We start from the raw sequence: 19,636 nt of genomic DNA, 5'->3' as shown, positions 1-19,636 counted from the left end.
CCCTCCCGCGACCGGACTTTCACCGGCTAGAAGATGCGTGCCTCTGGGCACGCCAAAACAAAAAAAACCGCCATCCGTTGCCGGAAGGCGGTTCATGTTTTTCGAGCTTATATCGAACGAATTACGATTGCCGATACGGATTAGCTAACTTTATGCTCGATCCGCAGCTTGTCGGCGACCATCGCGATGAATTCCGAGTTCGTCGGCTTCGACTTCGCGATGTTGATCGTGTAGCCGAACAAGTGACTGATGCTGTCGATGTTGCCGCGCGTCCAAGCGACTTCGATTGCATGGCGAATGGCGCGCTCGACGCGGGAAGGCGTCGTCTTGAACTTCTCGGCGATCGCTGGATACAGCGTCTTCGTAATCGCGCCAAGAATCTCGATGTTGTTATACACCATCGTGATCGCTTCGCGCAAATACTGGTAGCCTTTAATGTGGGCCGGAACGCCGATCTCATGAATAATGCTCGTAATGTTGGCGTCGAGATTTTTCGGCTTGCCGATCGGCACGATGTTCGAACGGATCGAGCTGCTCATCGAGGACGACGATCCGACGGTAATCGGGGAAGCGACGCCGGCGAGCTGACGAATGCGGTTGGCGAGAACATCCATATCGAAAGGTTTCAATATGTAGTACGATGCGCCGAGCTGTACCGCACGTTGCGTGATGTTCTCTTGACCGAATGCCGTCAGCATAATGATCTTAGGCATCGGAGATAAGTTCAAATCCCGCAATTTTTCCAGAACGCCAAGCCCGTCCAAATGCGGCATAATAATATCGAGGATCATGACATCCGGAACCCTACGGGTTTCCTCCAGCTGACGGATGACCTCTTCTCCGTTGTACGCCACTCCGATGACCGTCATATCATCCTGCTCTTGGATGTACTCTGATAGTAAATTCGTAAATTCTCGGTTGTCGTCTGCAAGGAACACTTCAATCCGCTGCAATGTCTGGTCCTCCCTTTCTCTGTACGAGATATTATTCTGAAAAACGCATTATCGTTTCCCTGTTTATCCGTTTTCGACATCGCATTTCGCAAATCCTTCTGGATTAGAAACTTTTTCTTTATTTTTTTGTGGTAATGACATATAATTATTAATTTGCGTCAAATGATGATTTATTTCGTTTTTTTTCGACAAATGTTCGGATTTTCGCGATGCTCGAAACAAGCAAATCTAAGGCGTTAAACCGCCTTAGATGTTGGTTGCTCTTGCGCTCCATTTAACATAATTCCCGCATCTTGTAGCATCCACTCGATAAAACACCCATATCCAGAGGTCGGATCGTTTACGAACACATGAGTGACCGCTCCGACGAGCTTTCCTTTTTGGATGATCGGACTACCGCTCATTCCTTGAACGATTCCGCCCGTTCGCTCCAATAATTTCGGATCCGTAATTCGGATAACCATTCCTTTGGTCGCGGGAGAAGACTGTTTGGACACGTGGGCGATTTCGATATTGAATCGCTCGACCTTCTGACCGTTGACGACCGTTAAAATTTGAGCCGGACCTTCCTCGACCTCTTCCGCGAACGCTACCGGCATCGGATCAGCATGGTACGCATGATTGGGCATTTCTTTCATTTTACCGAAGATACCGAACGGCGTATTGCGCTCGACGCTGCCTAGCGTGCGTCCTTCTTTCACGAAATGCGCCCGCTTCTCGCCAGGCTCCCCGCTTTGGCTCTTCGAGATCGAAGTCACGCTCGATTGCAAAATTTCGCCGCTACCGACGACGATCGGAGTTTGCGTATCCATATCCGTAATCACGTGACCTAGCGCGCCGTATACGCCTTGATCCGGCGCATAGAACGTCAAGGTGCCGACGCCCGCGGCGGAATCGCGAATGTACAACCCTAAGCGCCACGCTTTATCGTCCAAGTCGTAGGCCGGTGTCAACGTCGTACGAAACCGCTCCTTGCCTCTTTGAACGAGCAATCGCAACGCGGAGCGTTCGCGGCCTGCAGATTCGGCGTACGAAGCGATCTTGGAAATATCGTTGCAGGGCTGGCCGTTAATCTCGATAATAAGGTCTCCAAGCCGTAACTTGGCGTCCTCGCCCGGCGAAATCTTTTTGTTCGCTGCAGCTTGGACCAAGTGATGGCCTACGACCATAATACCGGCGGATTTTACTTTGACGCCGATCGTCTGGCCGCCCGGAATGACGCGAAGATCCGGAATGACTTGCAGACGAACCGTTTTGAACGGGATTTTACCGAACAAGCGAAGCTTAAGCTCGGTATTGCCGCTATGCTTGGGCTGAATGGATAAAGGCTGACTTAGATCGACGGGAACCGTTCCGTTGTTGCTGCCGTTAATGCCTGCGACGCGCGGATCCAGATGGCCTTGCGCATGTACCGGCATCGCGTAATGTAGGGATACCGTCTGTCCTTCAAACATTCTCAGCTTGCTCGGAAATGCCGCGAAATGCTGAACGGGCGCGGAACAGACGACGATACAGAGGATTAGAACGATGACAAGTCCCATCCGACGTTTTCTGGACGGTTGCTGGTACAAGTTCTCACGCTCCCTTACAGGTTAACCGGCCTATTTGAATCATGCCGATGACGTACCTATAAGGTAACCGTGCCCCCCCTCTTTTATGTTCCCGAAAAGCTTCCTTGGGAATTGAATTTCCCCGCCGTTACGCGTTTTTTCGGCTTTCGGCCAAAGCAAGCATTTCTTGTGCATGGTGACGTGTTTTTTCCGTCACTTCCACCCCGCCGAGCATTCTCGCCAGTTCTTCCACGCGATCGGCCTTCTCAAGCTCCGTAACGGATGTCGTCGTGCGGGAATTTTCCGTAACTTGTTTCGCGATTTCGTACTGATGGTCCGCCATGCATGCCACTTGAGGCAAATGCGTAATCGCGAACACTTGGCAATCTCTTGACAAAAGCGACAACTTTTCGGCGATCGCTTGCGCCGCTCTCCCGCTTACGCCGGTATCGACTTCGTCGAAGACGAGCACCGGAATTTCGTCGATGCGCGCGAATATAGCCTTAAGCGCCAGCATGACGCGGGACATCTCGCCCCCGGAAGCGATCTTCGCGAGCGACTTAGGGGGCTCGCCCGGGTTCGTCGACAGCAGAAACTCGGCAGCATCGGTACCCGACACGCCAAGCGCGCCGGAAGTCAGCTTCACTTCGAATACCGAACGGTTCATTTGGAGCGCCGCGAGCTCTTGCTCGATTTGAGCGGCCAGCACGCGCGATGTCGCGCGTCTGACGGCGGACAGCTTCTCGGCTAAGGACTGCAGCTCCGACAGCAAATGCGCTTCCTGCTCCGTCAGCGACTTCAGCAGCTCGTCGCTGTTCTCCAGCTGCGATGCTTCCGTCTGAATGCGTAATTTATAAGCTACGATAAGTTCGATCGATTCGCCGTATTTACGTTTTAAAGAATGAATGAGGTCAAGACGGTCATCGATTTGCTCCAGGCGAGCCGGGTTAAACTCGATCGTTTCCCGGTAATCGCGCAATTGATAAGCCGCATCTTCGACGCCGTAATAGGCCGATTGCAACTGCTCTACAAGAGGCTGGAGCGCTACCGGATCGACCTTGGACACCTCTTGCAAACGGTTGAGCGCGCGAGAGATCGCGGCTAATCCTTTGCTTCCGTACAATAATTCGTGCGCTTCGGCGACGGCATCCGAAAGCTTTTCCGCATGCGTTAGTTTGCGCTTCTCGTCTTGCAACGATTCATCCTCGCCGACCTTAAGGCTAGCCTGCTCGATTTCCTCGATCTGGTAACGGTAAAGATCGAGCATCTGCATGCCTTGACGGGATTTCTGCTCCAGCTCGCGGCGTTCTTTGCCCACGGATATGTACTGCTGATAGATGCGCGAATAGGCTTCCTTTTGCCCGGATATTTCTTCTCCCGCGAACAGATCCAGCCATTCCAGATGGCGATCCGTACGCAACAACGACTGATGCTCATGCTGGCCATGAATGTTCACGAGATGCTCGCCGACTTCGCGCAGCATGGATAACGTTACGCTTTGCCCGTTGATGCGAGAAGACGATTTCCCTTGCGCTTGAAGTTCGCGACGAATAAGCAAAGCTTCCTCCGGATCGGCTTCCACGCCGAGTTTACGCAGCGTCTCCCATACAGGATGACGCGGAGGAAGATCGAATAATGCTTCAATATCCGCGCGATCGTTGCCATGTCTTATCATCTCGGCAGAGCCTCTGCCGCCTGCCGCCAAAGCCAGCGCATCGATTATGATCGATTTGCCGGCGCCGGTTTCCCCCGTCAGTACGTGAAATCCGTCATGAAACTTTACCGTAACTTGCGCGATGACAGCCAAATTTCGAATCGTCAATTCTCGAAGCATGACTAATTCCCCTCCATGAATGGCACGAACAGTGATGAAAAGCTAATGACTCCTAACCTCTACTCCATCATTTCGTAAATGCGCCGCATCAGGTCTTGACCTAATGCTTTGGACCGGCAAATGACGAGCGTCGTATCGTCTCCGCCAATCGTGCCGACGATTTCAGGCCAATCCATTCCGTCGATCAGCGACGCGATCGTCCCTGAAGTACCCGGCAAACACTTCAGCACGACCAAATTCTCCGCCGTGTCCGCGCTCACGAAATGATCCAGCAATGCCCGCTTCAGCTTGTGCGCGGGGTTAAAGCGCTGATCTTGCGGCATCGAGTATTTGTATCGGCCGTCCTCGAGCGGCACTTTGATCAATTGCATTTCCTTTATGTCTCGCGATACGGTTGCTTGCGTAACTTGCATGCCTTCGGCGCTGAGCGCTTCCACCAAATCCTCTTGCGTCTCGATTTCCCTGGTACCAATGATTTCGCGAATTTTACGCTGCCGTTGTCCCTTCATCCGTCGCCATCCTCTACTTTGAATCTTACCGTTCGAACTTGCTGATCTCCCGGATCAGCAATTATAATGCCTTCGCAATCCGGAAATAACAGGGCGTACACGAGCAAACGTTCGCGAAGCCCGCTGGCCGTCCATTCCGTCGGCTGTCTGGAGCGTTCAAGCTTAACGAGATAGTACTTATGTTCCTTGGAAGCCAAATAATCGAAATATAACCGGGTCGGCTGCACAGGGCCGTCGTCGACCTTAACGCCTAGGGGAACGCGATGTTTGCCCGACAGCACGTCGAATCCGTGTTGCCGTAACAAGTCGACCGCCGCGTCCGGCTCCACCCCTCCGGCATTCGCCAGCTTTCTTAGCCTAGAACCGGGCGGTTCATGAATCCACCGATCGAATCGGCGCCAAATCCACCACAGCATTAGGCATACCGCGACGATCATAATCAAGACGTCTCCGAACTTTGCCACCTTCGCTCTCCTCCTTGACCGACTCGATTAAGTGAGGGAACGATGATGCCGCCGGATCTTTAAATCGTACTCTGTTCCTTTCGAGACGAGAGCGTCCAATTCCTCCAAAGCTACTCCTTTAATACAAAAACCCGAAGCGGCGTCGAACGTTCCGGTGCTTAAGTTCCGGCCGTTCTTCGGCAGCTCCGGGTGACCGGGCAAAGCATATATTCGTTCATGAAGCTCCATGGCGGAATTTCGATGTCGCTTCTTCCACCGTACTTTTAATTAAGCCCGGCAGTTCGACCTCCAGAAACTCGCTTCGCCCTTCTGCTTGTCCTTCTTCCGTCGCAGAAAGCTCGGAAAGACGCCAATGGGCCAAAAATTCGATATTGCCTTCCCCGCCTGTAATCGGCGAGAAGGTTAGACCCTGCAGCCGAAACCCTAGCGCATCCGCAAATGTTAGCACATCGCGCAACACTTTGGCATGAACGGCGGAGTCCCGCACGACGCCGGATTTGCCGACTTGGTCCCTGCCGGCCTCGAATTGAGGCTTGATTAACGCGGCCGTCTCGCCGCCAGGCAAGAGCAATTGCGCGAGCACGGGCAAGATGAGCTTTAACGAGATGAAGCTGACGTCGATCGAGGCGAAGCTAGGTCTCTCGTCATCGAGCTGATCGAGCGTCATATGACGAAAGTTCAATCGCTCCATCACATGGACTCGCTTGTCCTGTCTAAGCGACCAATCGAGTTGATTGTATCCGACGTCTATCGCATATACGAGCTTAGCTCCATGCTGCAACGCGCAATCGGTGAATCCACCGGTCGACGCGCCGATGTCGAGCATGACCGCGTCCTTTAGATCGAGCCCGAAAACGCGAATCGCTTTCTCGAGCTTTAATCCGCCTCGGCTAACGTAAGGATGCGGCGCGCCTTTGACCGTGATCGCTGCGTCGCGAGGCACCTTCGTGCCCGCTTTGTCTATTTTCTCGGTTCCGACCAACACAAGACCGGCCATGATGGACGCTTTCGCCTTTTCCCGGCTTTCAAAATAACCGAGTTCGATCAGCAATACGTCGAGCCGTTCCTTAGCGACTGTCGTCTTCTCCATCAGGTCGCACGCTGCCTTTGGCGCACGACGAGCGTAGCCAGCTGTCTAGCGACTGCTTCGGCGGTTAAGCCGCATTGCGCCCGTTGCTCCTTGATCGTTGCATGCTCGATGAACAAATCCGGTATGCCGGCTAGATGCACCGGCACCGAGTGCACGTTGTTCAGCGCGTAAAACTCCATGATCGCGCTGCCCAGCCCGCCTTGGACCGAGCCTTCCTCAAGCACGAGCACCGGCATATGTTCCTTGGCGAGCGACAAGAGCAGCTTCTCGTCGAGCGGCTTAACGAATCTCGCGTTAATGACGCGAACGTTCAACCCCTCGCGGCGCAGCAGCTCCGCCGCTTCTTCGGCGACTTGTACCATCGGTCCGATCGCGATAACTGCGGCGTAATCGCCCTCTTTGACCGTCTCCCACGTTCCGATCTCGATCGGCGTAGGCACGGCATCGATCGCGGAGCCCGTGCCTTGAATGCGAGGATAACGGATGGCGATCGGGCCTAGATCGTAATCGACGGCCGTCTTCATCATGTTCCGCAGCTCGCATTCGTCCTTAGGCATCATGAGCACCATATTCGGGATATGCCTCAAGAACGCGATATCGTATACGCCTTGATGCGTTTCTCCGTCCGCGCCGACTAAGCCGGCGCGGTCGATCGCGAAGATGACGTTCAAATTTTGCCGGCAAATATCATGCACGACTTGATCGTACGCCCGCTGCAGGAAAGTGGAATAGACCGCGAATACCGGTTTCATCCCTTCCATCGCAAGCGCTGCGGACATCGTCGCCGCATGCTGCTCGGCGATGCCGACGTCGAACATGCGATCCGGGTATTTCTTCGCAAACTTAAGCAAGCCCGATCCGCCCGGCATGGCCGGCGTAATCGCCACGATCCGCTTGTCTTGATCGGCGAGCTCGATGAGCGTGTTGCCGAATACCTCGGTATACATCGGAGGTCCGACCGGCTTCACGACCTGCCCGGATTCGATCTTATAAGCGCCGGATACGCCATGCCAAGTATGCGAATCTTCTTCCGCCGGGGTGTAGCCTTTGCCTTTGGTCGTCAGCACGTGAACGAGCACCGGACCATTGACGCTATCCGCTTGCTTAAACGTCTCGAGCAGCTTCGGAATGTCGTGACCGTCTACGGGTCCGAAATATTTCAAGCCGAATTCCTCGAATAGCATGCCGTCCGGCGTTACCAAATACTTCAGACTGTCCTTCACTCTCTCTGCGGTCTTTGCAAGCTTCCCGCCGATCGCGGGAATTTTGCGAAGCAGCCAATCGAGCTCGTCTTTCGCCTTGTGGTAAATTTTCTCGGAGCGGACTTTGCCTAAATAGTTATGAATCGCACCGACGTTCGGAGCGATGGACATTTCGTTGTCGTTCAGCACGACCATGAGCTTGCGTTTCTCGTCGCCGATATGGTTAAGCGCCTCTAACGCCATGCCGCCCGTGAGCGCGCCGTCTCCGATGATGGCGATGACTCGGTTGGAGTCGCCCTTCAAATCGCGCGCCAAAGCCATCCCCATCGCGGCGGACAGGGAAGTGCTGCTGTGGCCTGCCTCCCAGACGTCATGCTCGCTTTCGTTGCGCTTCACGAAGCCGCACAAGCCGTCTTTTTGGCGAAGCGTATCGAATCGGTTTTTGCGTCCCGTCAAAATTTTATGCACGTAAGCTTGGTGACCCACGTCGAAAATCATTTTGTCGGTCGGACTGTTGTATCGGTAGTGCAACGCAAGCGTCAATTCCACGACGCCAAGATTCGGCGCGAGATGACCGCCCGTCGCGGACAATTTTTGTATGAGAAAATGCCGAATTTCTTCCGCCAACTGAGGAAGTTCGGGTAGCGTCAAACTCTTAAGATGGTTAGGACTGTCGATTTTGTCGAGCAGCAAGTCTGTTCCCCGCTTTCCTCGAAAGGGTATTACGCCTATTATACCATAACGCTAATCAATGCCCAAACCGGGAAAGGGATATCGCCATAAGCGATTCCGTCGCTTAATGATCGCGCGCGAGCAAAGAGCTCGCGATTTGGCGAAGCCGCTCGGGCTGTGCCAATCCCGCCTCGCCAAGCGCGTCGTTCGCTTCCGACGTCAGCTTCGCGACGCGTTCGCGACTTGCGTCCAAGCCGATCAAATACGGATAAGTTACCTTCTCTTGCCTTTCGTCGCTCTTAACCGGCTTGCCAAGCTTCGCGGCATCGCCGGTCAAATCAAGAATATCGTCTTGGATTTGGAAGGCCAGTCCGATATTGCGGCCGAACAGTTCTAGCGCTGCCAATTGGTTATCGCCGGCTTCCGCCGCATGCCCGCCAGCTCGCAGGCTAAACGCGATCAGATCGCTCGTCTTATGGAGATGAATGTACTCCAGCTGGTCAAGCGAGGTGACGCCTTGTTCGCCCAGCATGTCCGATACCTGACCGCCGACCATGCCGGGCAATCCGGCAAAACGCGACAGTTCCGAGACGACGGCAAGCGCTCGTTCGGCAGGCACGCCTAGACGGGCGGCGCCGGCGGCTACATGGAAGGCGTGCGTCAATAAACCGTCGCCAGCCAAAATCGCCATCGCGTCTCCGTACACTTTATGATTCGTCAGCCGGCCGCGACGGTAATCGTCATTGTCCATAGCGGGCAAGTCATCGTGAATCAGCGAGTACGTGTGGATCATTTCGACCGCCGCCGCGAAGGGCATGGCGCGTTCGCTCGCTTCGGCTTTGCCGGCAACTGCTTCGGCCGCCGCGAGCACGAAGATCGGACGAAGTCGCTTGCCCCCGGCCAGAAGCGAATAGTTCATCGCTTCGCGAAGCTTCGCCGGAATCGCCCACTCTTCCGAAAACACAGCCGTTAACGCAAGCTCGATCTTGTGTTTCTGCCGTTCTAAGTACGTATGTAAACTGTCTGACATCGTCACGCCGATTCCCCTTATCTCCTAGCTGTCGCTTTGCGCCGGCACGAAAGGCTTCCGTCCTAGTCCGCCTTCGCCTTCCACGAGTATTTCGATGCGCCGCTCGACTTGCTCAAGCTTCTGGCCGCATAAGCTCGATAGCCGCATCCCTTCCTGAAACAGCTCGATAGCGGTTTCGAGCGGCACGTCCCCGCTTTCCAGCTTAGCCACGATAGTCTCCAACGATTCCATCGCCTGCTCGAACGATACGGAAGCTTGCTCCTCGGCGGTGACATTGTCCGTAACGCTTTTTTTAGCCATCTTGAACGCCCTCCCCTTCGATTCCCCATACTTGACAGCTCAACTTGCCGTCCGTAAGCCTTACGCGGATGAGATCTCCCGGTTGAACCCCGTCGACCGAACGGACGATCGAACGTTCTTGCTCGTCGAAGACGAGGCTGTAGCCGCGCGCCATTACTTTCAGCGGACTTAACGCGTCCAAATGGCGAACGAGAGAGCCGAATCGATTCGCGTGCATTCTCGTCAGGCCGTTCATCGCAAGCGTTAAGCTACGCTGCAACGCATCCAGACGTTGCCTAGCCAGCATCGCCTGCTGCTCCGGATTTCTCGCCGCAAGCTTCCCGATTAAGCGGGTCAGCTTATCCGAATTCCTGACAAGTTGCGCGTTCATCCGGTAATTCAGCCGTTCACGCAGCCGATCGAGCCGCTCCGCTTGAACGAGCAGACTGCGTCTCGGCTGAAGGAAATACGGCGACCTGGCCGCTCTGTTCAGCCTCTCCCGCGAGCGCTCCAGCTTAACGCGCAATGCGCTTACGAGCTGTTGACGCATGTAAGCGATCCGTTGCTTAAGCTCGGTAACGTGCGGAACCGCCAGTTCGGCGGCGGCCGTAGGCGTCGGCGCGCGCAAATCGGCGGCGAAATCCGCGATCGTGAAGTCCGTCTCGTGTCCGACGGCGGAAATAATCGGAATACGCGACCCGCGCACGGCTCTCGCGACAGCCTCTTCGTTGAACGCCCACAGCTCTTCCAGCGAGCCGCCTCCCCGTCCGACGATGAGCACGTCCGCCTCGCCGAGCGCGTTCATGGCTCCGATCGCTTTCACGATCGACGGCGCTGCTTGCGTGCCTTGCACCGATACCGGATACAGAAGCACGTTTACCCCCGGATTGCGCCTTTGGATCGTAATAATAATATCGCGAACGGCCGCCCCGGTAGGAGAAGTAATGACGCCGACCGTGCGAGGGTAGCTTGGAATCGGTCGCTTGAACCGATCCGAGAACAACCCTTCCGCGTCCAGCTTCCGTTTAAGCTGCTCGAACGCCAAGTATAAGCTGCCGATGCCGTCCGGCTGCATGGCCGTCGCATAAAATTGGTACTGCCCGTCGCGCTCATAAACGGAGATGCCTCCGCGAGCCAACACCTTCATTCCGTCTTTCGGAGCAAAAGGAAGCCGTTGGTTGTAGGAGGCAAACATAATGCATTTTAGGCGGCCGCCTTCGTCTTTCAACGTGAAGTACATATGTCCGCTGGAGTGGCGCGTGAAGTTGGATATTTCGCCTTTTAACCATATGTCTTGGAAGCTGGAGTCGCCCTCCAGCTTCAGCTTGATGAGGCGGTTTATATCGCGGATCGTCAGAATCCGTGCCTGGTCCATCGGTTACCGACCTCCTTCCAGCGCGCGGCGGAATCGAATGGGGATTCGCTTACCCCAATCCGTTCGCGCGTTTGGCGGATTTGAGCGTATTCGCCATCAGCATCGTTATCGTCATCGGGCCAACGCCGCGCGGGACAGGCGTAATCCAGCCTGCCGTGTCCAGAACGTCGTCATAATCCACGTCTCCGCACAGCTTGCCGTCCGGTAAACGGTTCATGCCGACGTCGATAACGACGGCGCCTTCCTTGACCCATTCCTTCTTGACGAGCTTGGCGACGCCGACGGCTACGACAAGAATGTCCGCTTGTCTCGCCATCTCCGGCAAGTTAGGCGTGCGAGAATGGCACATCGTTACCGTCGCGTTCTCGCGAAGAAGCAACATGGATACCGGTTTGCCGACGATATTGCTTCTGCCTATGACGACCGCATGCTTGCCCGCGGGCGAGTTGCCCGTACGTTTCAGCAATTCGATTACGCCCGATGGCGTGCAAGGGAGCAACGCGTCGTCGCCGATCATTAGGTTGCCTACGCTGACCGGGTGGAATCCGTCAACGTCTTTTTCTACCGAGATCGCGTCGATAACCGCTTTCTCTTCGATATGCTTCGGCAGCGGCAATTGCACGAGAATGCCGTGAATGACGTCGCTGCGGTTGTATTTGTCGATAAGATCAAGAAGCGCTTGCTGAGACGTTTCCGCGGGTAGACGAACGACCTCGGAATAATAGCCCAGTTGTTCGCAGGCTTTCGCTTTGTTGTTCACGTATACTTGGGACGCCGGATCTTCGCCGACCAGAATGACGACCAACCCCGGCGTCACGCCTTTGCTCTTAAGCTGATCTACCTCTTGCCGCATTTCCTCGCGGATCGCGTCCGAAATATTTTTGCCGTCGATAATTTGAGCGCTCATCTCTCATCTTCCCCCTACTTCTGCTCTTCCTTCTCCCTCAGCATCCGTCCAAGAACGCCGTTGACGAACTTGCCGTTCTCCGCCAATCCAAAATGCTTGGCCAGCTCGATCGCTTCGTTAATGGCGACTTTCGCCGGCACGTCGTCGCGATACTTAATTTCGTACGCGGCAAGGCGCAGCACTTGACGATCCACCCGCGACAACCGGTCGACTTGCCAGCCGGTCAAATAAACCGCCAGCTGTTGGTCGATCTCTTCGCGATTATGGATGACGCCCTCCACGAGCTCGCGCGTATAGGCATCGATCTTCGCTAATTCGCCTACGTCCGCGCCAATCTCGTTCTCTTGCCGTGCTTCTTCCATTACGACGTTAATGGCTTCTTCACCGGTCACGCCGTTCATTTCCATCAGGTACAAGCTTTGCACCACGATCTCTCTGGCTAGTCTGCGTTTCATGAGTCCTCCTGAATCGTTCGCGCCTAATGTGCGCAACGGCCGATAAAACTTAGTATGTTGCCTGCGGAAACAAAAAAACCTATGAGCGATTCTACGCCGGCATCGGGCGACCGGGGAGCCTGAGCTCCGCCGTCGCCGTCGTTCCGGCAAGAATTATCACAGGGATTATCGCGACCGTGGCCAACGATCTGTTACCCACTCCGTCAAGCGCTCCCACGGCAGCAGAGGACCTCTTCCTTCGTCCTTATGCTTGCCGACCCAATAGCCGATTCCGACGATTAGAGCGCAAAATAACATGTCCCAAAAACCTGCGAATAAATAAATGACTCCGAAGAAAAGGCCTGCGACAACCCCGGAGATTCTTCCCCCGTAGGTTTCCCACGCGTATTTCCACATGGCGGCCCCTCCTATTCCACGCGGCTTTTGAAGGTTTGCGGCGCTTGCGTCACGTTCGCGATGAATACGGACACTTCCGCGACCGGAATTCCCGTTGTCTCTTCAATGTGCTGCGATACTGTGCGTTGCATTTCTTCCGACAACGCCGGAATGGAACTGTCGCCGTCCACGAAAGCGCGAATTTGAATTTCCAAGCCGGACTCGTTGACCCGCACGCGGGCTTTCAAGTCTTTGACGCCGCGCGAACGCGAAGCCGCTTTGAGCGCGAGGTTCTCGACCGTCTCCACGGAGATGCGAATATCGCCGTGATCCGTGCGTTGATTGATGGAAGGCGCGTTATTGCCCCCGCGGCTAACGGATACGATGAAAAAACGCACGCTGATCAATAAAAGCGCGATAGCAACGCAGATGACGGTTATTTGTACCGCTTGCGAATCGCCGGTAACGTTGTCGAGCCAATCATGCAGTCCGCTCTCGTTCAGTCCGCCGCTGGCAACGACGATCGCGAACACCGAGACGGCCCCGATGGCGATGCTATACAAAAAAAGCAGCAGCCTGTCCAACAATTTAATCAACGGTAGAGTCCTCCCTGTCCCCAAAAGGCTGATGTCATGGAAAAAGCTGAATGATAGCGAAAAGGCCTCTAGCGAGAATCCCTGCAGGAATTACTCGTCAGAGGGCCGTCATCCGCATACCGGAAAGGCTTCGTTACCGCGGCAATCGGGGTGCGGTAACGGTATTATCTGACACGCGTTAGCGTGTCTTCGTCCCCCGGCTTGTCGCCCGGTTTGAAGTGCACGTCATGAACGTGTACGTTGACTTCTACGACTGTCAGACCCGTCATCGTCTCGATCGAGCGTTTGACGTTGCGTTGAATTTCCGTCGACACGTCCGGAATTCGTTTACCGAATTGGACGATGATCGATACGTCTACCGCTGCTTCGCGTTGGCCGACTTCCACCTTCACGCCTTTGGACAAGTTCTTCCGTCCGAGCAGTTCAGCGATTCCGGAGGTCAATCCTCCGCTCATGCCCGCTACGCCATCGACTTCCACCGTAGCTAAACCGGCGATCACTTCGATAACTTCGGGCGCGATCTCGATCGTCCCCATTTCGGTACGTTCGTAATCGGGTGCTATCGTTTCCATGCTTGGTTCCACCTCCATATGCCCGGCAAATGGGTGATGTCCGAGCATCTGCCTTCTCTACTAATAAATATAGCATTCCCGGATAATTATGACAAACGCTTGGCCCGTTCGTTAAATTTGTACTTGCTCCCGGGAAGGGTCGGCTTCGCCGTTAACGTCATGTTCTTCCAAGAACTTGATGTCGAACGTGCCGCGGTTGAAGATCGGGTGATTAAGCAGCTTCAAATGGAACGGAATAGTCGTCTTTACGCCTTCGATCATAAACTCGCTCAGCGCTCTGCGCATTCTAGCGATCGCTTCGTCGCGCGTCGGCGCCCAAACGATCAGCTTGGCGATCATCGAATCGTAATGCGGCGAGATCATATATTGCGAATACGCGCTGCTGTCTACGCGAACGCCAGGTCCGCCCGGCGGCAAGTAGAAGCCGATCCGGCCCGGAGAAGGCATGAAATTGCGCTCGGAATCTTCCGCGTTGATGCGGCACTCGATCGACCATCCGTCGAACCTGACTTGTTCTTGGGTGAACGACAGCGGAGCGCCTTCACCGATCGCGATCATTTCCTTGATCAGATCGATGCCCGTGATCATCTCGGTTACGGGATGTTCAACTTGGATACGGGTGTTCATCTCCATGAAGTAGAACTGGCCATCCGGTCCGAGCAAGTATTCGATCGTACCCGCGCCGGAATAGTTGACGGCTTTCGCGGCGCGTACGGACGCAACGCCCATACGCTCGCGAAGTGCCGGCGTCATGACCGGGCAAGGCGCCTCTTCGACCAGCTTCTGGCGACGACGCTGTACCGAGCAGTCCCGTTCGCCGAGGTAGACGACGTTGCCGTGCTTGTCGGCGATAATTTGAATTTCGACGTGCTTCATGCCCGTCAAATACTTCTCCAAGTATACGCCCGCATTGCCGAACGCCTTTTGGGCTTCTTGCTGCGCGGTCGTAATCTCGCGGATGAGCATCTCTTCGTTCTCCGCGAGACGGATGCCTCTTCCGCCCCCGCCCGCCGTAGCTTTGATGATGATCGGATAACCGATCTCGCGAGCTACGCGAATCGCGTCGTCCAAGTCTTCGACCAAGCCGTCGGAGCCCGGAATAACCGGCACGTCGGCGTCCTTCATCGTCTGCTTGGCGACGGATTTGTCGCCCATGCGGCTGATCGCTTCCGAGGAAGGACCGATGAAGGTGATATTGCACGTTTCGCAAATGTCCGCGAAGTCGGCGTTCTCGGACAAAAACCCGTAACCGGGATGAATGGCATCGCAATCGGTTAACGTCGCGACGCTCATAATATTCGTTAGGTTGAGGTAACTATCTTTGGATGCGGTCGGCCCGATGCAGTACGCTTCGTCGGCCAGACGAACATGCAAAGATTCCCGGTCGGCTTCGGAATAGACCGCCACGGCAGTAATTCCTAATTCTCGGCATGCGCGGATGATGCGTACCGCAATTTCGCCGCGATTGGCCACCAAAATCTTTTGAAATTTCAAGATGAAATCCTCCTTGGGATTATTCCGGCTTAACGAGGAACAGCGGTTGGCCGAATTCGACGAGTTGACCGTTCTCCACGAGAATTTCCACGATCTCGCCTTTTACTTCTGCTTCCAAAGGATTCATGAGCTTCATGGCTTCCAAGATGCAGACGACCGATTTGTCATTCACTCTGTCGCCAACGTTAACGAAATTGGAGGCGTCCGGAGACGGAGCCCGATAGAACGTACCGACCATCGGCGATACGATTTTGTGCAGGTTGGATTGATCCGCGGCAGGCTTAGCTTCCGCAGCGGGCGCTGCTGCTACCGGAGCGGCAACTGGCGTCGGGACGGCGGGCACGTATGTATGAGAAAGCGGTGCGGTTTGCACGTTAACGACTTCCGTGCGGCCTGGCTTGCGAATGGCGATTCGCGTACCTTCGTTCTCGATTTCTAGTTCTTGTACGGACGTTTGGTCTACTAATTTGATCAATTCTTTAATTTCACTCAGCTTAAACATGTCGGTCACTCCTTGAATCGGGATCTCCCCGTCCAAGCATAAACGGCTTACGCCGTCCTTTGGATGGTGGATTAACGTTTGTGTCTGTGACGATTCAGTGTAAGTATCGAAGATACTTACTTTCTGAATGGTTGAGAAAGCTCGTTCGTTCCCATAACGGACTTATTATATCATAAACGGATAAAATGGAAAGTGTCCATTAGCTGACCGAGCGGACTGCGCGCTTGCCGAACGCGCAAAGGGATGCGAATCCCCGGATCGGAGTCGCATCCCTTGCGTGTTTCTTCGCTGGCATCCGTTATTGCGTCACGACCTGCACAGTCACGTGATCTGGAGAAGTGTTAAGCTCCTTGGTCGCCAGATCGACAATGCTGACCGCTTGCTTCTTCTCCAGCTTGTCGCTAAGGACGATTATTTTGTAATTGTTGACATCTTCTTCCGATACGACCGCGTTATCGAACTCTTGCAGCAGCTTATCCTCGAGAGCGGTAATGCGGTCGTTCGTATCCTCGAGTTGTCTGAGTTGCTCGGATGCCGCTTGCGCTTCTTCGGGCGAATGGTTCTTCGTGTCGGCCAAAATTGAGGATAAGTCATCCGCCGTCTTATCGACTTTCTCTTTTCTGCTCAACGAGATTTGATCGAGCAGCTCGGCGCCCTTCAGGTTGGTCATGTCCTTGATGACGGCTTCGTCTTCGGGAGAAAGTCCAGTTGCCGTATCGTCGGACGCGATCGTACTGTCGTCCGTCGCCGTGCTCGTTTCGCCCGTAATCGTGTCCACTTGCGTGATCTCGATGCCGTCCGAATTCGTTCCGGAAGCTTGCGTCGCGTCCAACTGATTCGTCTGCTCCGTAATGCCGTTCGCATTATCGGTTTTGGGGACGTCCTCCGTGAATAAGTAGTACGCGGACAAGATGACCATCAAGCTGAGCATCGATACTAACCAAATCGTTTGACGTTTGTTGTTCATTGCTCCATTCCTCCCAAAATAATGATTTTCGAACTGCGGACTTCTGCGACTCCGTCATTCACGTTTTGCGCGGCACGACCGAAATTTTATGCAAAGGGACGTCCAGGCCGCGGGATACCGCTTCGGCTATCAACTTGTGAACCGTTGCGTTCTCCGCGCCTTTCGCCACGATGATGACGCCTCTGACCTTAGGTTTCAGCTTCTTGATGACGATCGGCGACTGGCCTCCCGATACTTCGTAAAGGACGACTTGACCGTCGTTCGTCACTTCCGTGATGTGCCGGCTGGCTCCGTTGCGATCGGATTCCTCGGTAATTTGCTGGACCCGTTTCTCGTTCAGTCCGAGAACCGTCTCCTCCGTCGATTCGACCGTCACCAACACTTGCGTCGTGCCGACTCCGACCATCGTTTCGAGCAAATCCTTAAGCCGGGTTTCGAGCTGCGTCTCGATATCCGTGAACGGATCGTCGCTCTTATCGGCCCCGCCGCCTATGAACGTTTGTTCCGTGGGAACGTCCTGGTCGTTAGGCGGAGACAGATCCGATCCGCCGCCGGGATCGACGGGCTTGAAGTTCAACATGGAGGCGACAAGCAACAGCACTGCGCCGATTAACCCGATCATCACGAGCCAGCGGAACGTCTTGATTCTGCGGGGACCGCCGGGACCTCCGCCGCCCTTGCCGCCTCCGATGAACGATTCCATCTGCTGCAGCCAATTTGCCATCCTGTCACCTCCTTGATCCGCTCGCGCCGACCGAATCCGGCGAAGCAGGCGTTTGCGAAACTTTGATTAAGGCGGAAGTGATGCCGAACCGATTGGCGACCAGCGTAACGACGCGCGACTCCGTCCGCGAATCCAAGTCCGTCTCTTCCGCCATTGCTTCTTGCGCCTGATCGCCTACCGCCTCATCTTTGCGGCTATCGCCGTCTTCGCTACTGCTACCGTTGCTACTGCTGCTGTTCAGCTCGCCTCCGACCTCGACATGAATATCGACGGAAGCGATCGGGTCGATTTCCTTCATCGGAGCGATTGCACCCTTAGCTTGCGAGGACTCGCCGCCGTCGGTCCTTTCGAGAACGACTTTAACGCTCGTCACCGTCCAGTTACCGGCTTTGTCTTGCGCCGTCTGCACGTCCACGCTCCGTACCGCTCGTTGCTCGTTAGCTTCCACGTCGGACCGGATGGCCGCGGCCAGCCTTGTCGATACGAGGTTAGCTGCCTGCTCGGATTGCCGGTTACGCAGCTTCTCGCCTTCCGATTCGATCATCGCCAGCTGGTCCGGAGCGATTTGCGGGGACTTTTCCACGATGTCCAGCCCTTCCGCCAGCTTGCTCCCGAAATCGCCCTTCATCCAATGAAGGACCGGCGTCGCCACGGTAAGCAGTAGGATCAAGCCGGCGACGAGCCTGACATAGCGTTGCATCGTGCGATTGGGGAGCAACAGATCGATGATCGACGCCAGCAGCAGCACCGCGATAATTTGGCGAAGCCAGCCGGCTATGCCGTCCATCAACCCCATTTGCATGTCGCCCCCTAGCGTTATCGAATCATGAGCGCAGCGTTGCCCGCCGTAAGAATGATCGTTACCGCCAGGAAGAACATCAGCCCGACCGAAGCGAGCGCCGCGAATACGTAAATGAGCGTTTTGCCGATCGTCTGCAGGCAGTGAACGATGGGCGTATCTCCGAGCGGCTGCATAATCGCCCCGGCTAACCGATAAATCAAGGCGAGCGTCAATACTTTGAGCGCGGGGAACGCGCATAAGAACAACAAGATGATGACCCCAGCCAAGCCGACGGCGTTCTTGACGAGCATGCTGGCCGACATGACCGTATCCGCGGCGTCCGAGAACATTTTGCCGACGACCGGCACGAAGTTGCCTGTCACGAACTTCGCCGTGCGAAGCGCCACGCCGTCCGTTACGGCGCCCGTCGCGCCTTGCACCGACAACACGCCGAGGAAGACGGTCAACATGACTCCCAGTAACCCGACGGCCACGTTTCGAAGCAAGTTAGCCAAGTGCGTAACTTTGTATCTCTCGGTGATGGAGCTGACCAGGTGCAAAATGGCGGAGAAGAACAAGAGCGGGAACACGACGAGATGAATGAACGTGCCGATCGTATGAATCATGAACACGATGAGCGGATGCAGTACCGCCGCGGAGGCGACGCCACCAGTACCCGCCAGCAACGTTAGCAGCAAGGGCACCATGGCGAGCATGAACTGTACCATGCTGCCGATCGCGTCCCCCGCGTACGACGTCGCCGCGCGAAAGCTGTTCACGGCCAAGATGATGAGTACCATGTACGCGATCGCGTACGCGACTTTGCTGACGGCGTTGCGTTCGAACGCGTTCTGCATCGTCTCGAGCAGCATCGTGAACACGGTCAGCAGCACGATCGTGACGAGCAGCTTGCCGCTGTATAGCACTTCGTGCAAGAAAAACCGGGCTAGACCGGCCAGCGCTTGTCCCGTATTCCATCCGCCCCCGCTCGGGAACATAAGCTCGCGAAGCTCGGGGAGCTTGCCGTCGGGAAAATAACCGCCGTATTCGTTTTTCAAGTCGTTCCAATATTTTTGGATTTGCGCCGTATCGACGTCTTCGCTTTGCGCTTTGGCGAGCTCGCCGGACACTTCCGCGCCGGTCTCCGGGCCGTCTTGCGCTTGACCGGCCTGATCCGGAACCGCGGCTTGGACAACGCCGAACGTGCTTATCAGCAGGTATAAAAGTATTCCGATAATCGCGATTACGAGCTTTCCGCTCATTCCCGTATGCCGGCGCATCCGTTTCCTCCGATCCGCGCGATCC

Annotated in this window: 21 protein-coding genes; all 21 read right to left on the bottom strand. The window is 55.2% G+C overall.

Translation table 11 applies throughout. The features are described 5' to 3' along the window. Positions 1 to 140: 140 nt before the first annotated feature. A complete protein-coding gene (gene spo0A, locus ACFPQ4_RS24485; protein WP_378114576.1) occupies positions 141 to 953 on the bottom strand; it encodes a sporulation transcription factor Spo0A in 813 nt (270 codons plus the stop codon). 236 nt (positions 954 to 1,189) lie between these two features. Further along, positions 1,190 to 2,494, bottom strand: a complete 1,305-nt coding sequence (gene spoIVB, locus ACFPQ4_RS24480; RefSeq protein ID WP_378114578.1) for a SpoIVB peptidase — start codon at positions 2,492 to 2,494, stop codon at positions 1,190 to 1,192. 157 nt (positions 2,495 to 2,651) lie between these two features. Then, positions 2,652 to 4,337 carry a DNA repair protein RecN gene (gene recN / locus ACFPQ4_RS24475; RefSeq protein WP_378114575.1) on the bottom strand — a complete coding sequence of 562 codons (1,686 nt, stop codon included), beginning with the start codon at positions 4,335 to 4,337 and terminating at the stop codon, positions 2,652 to 2,654. A 59-nt stretch (positions 4,338 to 4,396) separates the two neighbouring features. Beyond that, positions 4,397 to 4,846, bottom strand: a complete 450-nt coding sequence (gene ahrC, locus ACFPQ4_RS24470; RefSeq protein WP_378114574.1) for a transcriptional regulator AhrC/ArgR — start codon at positions 4,844 to 4,846, stop codon at positions 4,397 to 4,399. Continuing rightward, positions 4,843 to 5,310 carry a hypothetical protein gene (locus ACFPQ4_RS24465; protein WP_378114573.1) on the bottom strand — a complete coding sequence of 156 codons (468 nt, stop codon included), beginning with the start codon at positions 5,308 to 5,310 and terminating at the stop codon, positions 4,843 to 4,845. The genes ahrC and ACFPQ4_RS24465 overlap by 4 nt, the downstream gene beginning before the upstream one ends. Before the next feature lie 214 nt (positions 5,311 to 5,524). After that, the gene (locus ACFPQ4_RS24460) at positions 5,525 to 6,400 is read right to left on the bottom strand and encodes a TlyA family RNA methyltransferase (protein ID WP_378114572.1); all 876 of its coding nucleotides are present in this window, start codon (positions 6,398 to 6,400) and stop codon (positions 5,525 to 5,527) included. Then, positions 6,400 to 8,295, bottom strand: coding sequence for a 1-deoxy-D-xylulose-5-phosphate synthase (gene dxs / locus ACFPQ4_RS24455; RefSeq protein ID WP_378114571.1), 1,896 nt, complete (start codon positions 8,293 to 8,295; stop codon positions 6,400 to 6,402). Before dxs ends, ACFPQ4_RS24460 begins: the two co-directional genes overlap by 1 nt. 103 nt (positions 8,296 to 8,398) lie before the next feature. Then, positions 8,399 to 9,310 (bottom strand): polyprenyl synthetase family protein, encoded by a 912-nt coding sequence (locus tag ACFPQ4_RS24450; RefSeq protein WP_378114570.1) that lies wholly within the window; start codon positions 9,308 to 9,310, stop codon positions 8,399 to 8,401. 18 nt (positions 9,311 to 9,328) lie between these two features. After that, positions 9,329 to 9,604, bottom strand: a complete 276-nt coding sequence (gene xseB, locus ACFPQ4_RS24445; RefSeq protein ID WP_378114569.1) for an exodeoxyribonuclease VII small subunit — start codon at positions 9,602 to 9,604, stop codon at positions 9,329 to 9,331. Next, positions 9,597 to 10,958 carry an exodeoxyribonuclease VII large subunit gene (gene xseA / locus ACFPQ4_RS24440; protein ID WP_378114568.1) on the bottom strand — a complete coding sequence of 454 codons (1,362 nt, stop codon included), beginning with the start codon at positions 10,956 to 10,958 and terminating at the stop codon, positions 9,597 to 9,599. Before xseA ends, xseB begins: the two co-directional genes overlap by 8 nt. 49 nt (positions 10,959 to 11,007) lie before the next feature. Then, positions 11,008 to 11,865, bottom strand: a complete 858-nt coding sequence (folD, locus tag ACFPQ4_RS24435) for a bifunctional methylenetetrahydrofolate dehydrogenase/methenyltetrahydrofolate cyclohydrolase FolD (RefSeq protein ID WP_378114567.1) — start codon at positions 11,863 to 11,865, stop codon at positions 11,008 to 11,010. A gap of 14 nt (positions 11,866 to 11,879) precedes the next feature. Then, on the bottom strand, positions 11,880 to 12,320 hold the full coding sequence (nusB, locus tag ACFPQ4_RS24430) for a transcription antitermination factor NusB (protein ID WP_378114566.1): 441 nt from the start codon (positions 12,318 to 12,320) through the stop codon (positions 11,880 to 11,882). Positions 12,321 to 12,485: 165 nt separating this feature from the next. Next, positions 12,486 to 12,716 (bottom strand): DUF2273 domain-containing protein, encoded by a 231-nt coding sequence (locus ACFPQ4_RS24425; protein ID WP_378114565.1) that lies wholly within the window; start codon positions 12,714 to 12,716, stop codon positions 12,486 to 12,488. Positions 12,717 to 12,727: 11 nt separating this feature from the next. Next, positions 12,728 to 13,291: an alkaline shock response membrane anchor protein AmaP gene (gene amaP / locus ACFPQ4_RS24420; RefSeq protein ID WP_378114564.1), complete on the bottom strand. Its 564-nt coding sequence runs from the start codon at positions 13,289 to 13,291 to the stop codon at positions 12,728 to 12,730. A 164-nt stretch (positions 13,292 to 13,455) separates the two neighbouring features. Beyond that, complete coding sequence (locus tag ACFPQ4_RS24415; RefSeq protein WP_378114563.1) at positions 13,456 to 13,863, bottom strand: Asp23/Gls24 family envelope stress response protein; 408 nt, start codon at positions 13,861 to 13,863, stop codon at positions 13,456 to 13,458. 111 nt (positions 13,864 to 13,974) lie between these two features. Then, positions 13,975 to 15,357 carry an acetyl-CoA carboxylase biotin carboxylase subunit gene (accC, locus tag ACFPQ4_RS24410; protein WP_378114562.1) on the bottom strand — a complete coding sequence of 461 codons (1,383 nt, stop codon included), beginning with the start codon at positions 15,355 to 15,357 and terminating at the stop codon, positions 13,975 to 13,977. A gap of 19 nt (positions 15,358 to 15,376) precedes the next feature. Further along, on the bottom strand, positions 15,377 to 15,859 hold the full coding sequence (gene accB / locus ACFPQ4_RS24405) for an acetyl-CoA carboxylase biotin carboxyl carrier protein (protein ID WP_378114561.1): 483 nt from the start codon (positions 15,857 to 15,859) through the stop codon (positions 15,377 to 15,379). A gap of 298 nt (positions 15,860 to 16,157) precedes the next feature. After that, the gene (locus tag ACFPQ4_RS24400) at positions 16,158 to 16,826 is read right to left on the bottom strand and encodes a SpoIIIAH-like family protein (protein WP_378114560.1); all 669 of its coding nucleotides are present in this window, start codon (positions 16,824 to 16,826) and stop codon (positions 16,158 to 16,160) included. A gap of 58 nt (positions 16,827 to 16,884) precedes the next feature. Then, the gene (spoIIIAG, locus tag ACFPQ4_RS24395) at positions 16,885 to 17,550 is read right to left on the bottom strand and encodes a stage III sporulation protein AG (protein ID WP_378114558.1); all 666 of its coding nucleotides are present in this window, start codon (positions 17,548 to 17,550) and stop codon (positions 16,885 to 16,887) included. Between the two features lie 4 nt (positions 17,551 to 17,554). Beyond that, positions 17,555 to 18,352 (bottom strand): stage III sporulation protein AF, encoded by a 798-nt coding sequence (gene spoIIIAF / locus ACFPQ4_RS24390; protein WP_378114557.1) that lies wholly within the window; start codon positions 18,350 to 18,352, stop codon positions 17,555 to 17,557. Positions 18,353 to 18,366: 14 nt separating this feature from the next. Further along, on the bottom strand, positions 18,367 to 19,611 hold the full coding sequence (spoIIIAE, locus tag ACFPQ4_RS24385) for a stage III sporulation protein AE (RefSeq protein WP_378114556.1): 1,245 nt from the start codon (positions 19,609 to 19,611) through the stop codon (positions 18,367 to 18,369). Between the last annotated feature and the right edge of the window lie 25 nt (positions 19,612 to 19,636).

It is taken from the genome of Cohnella yongneupensis, assembly GCF_042655785.1.
GTDB lineage: Bacteria > Bacillota > Bacilli > Paenibacillales > Paenibacillaceae > Cohnella > Cohnella yongneupensis.
The sequence above is the reverse complement of the archived record's forward strand: the minus strand, read 5'-3'. Positions and strand labels throughout refer to the sequence as shown.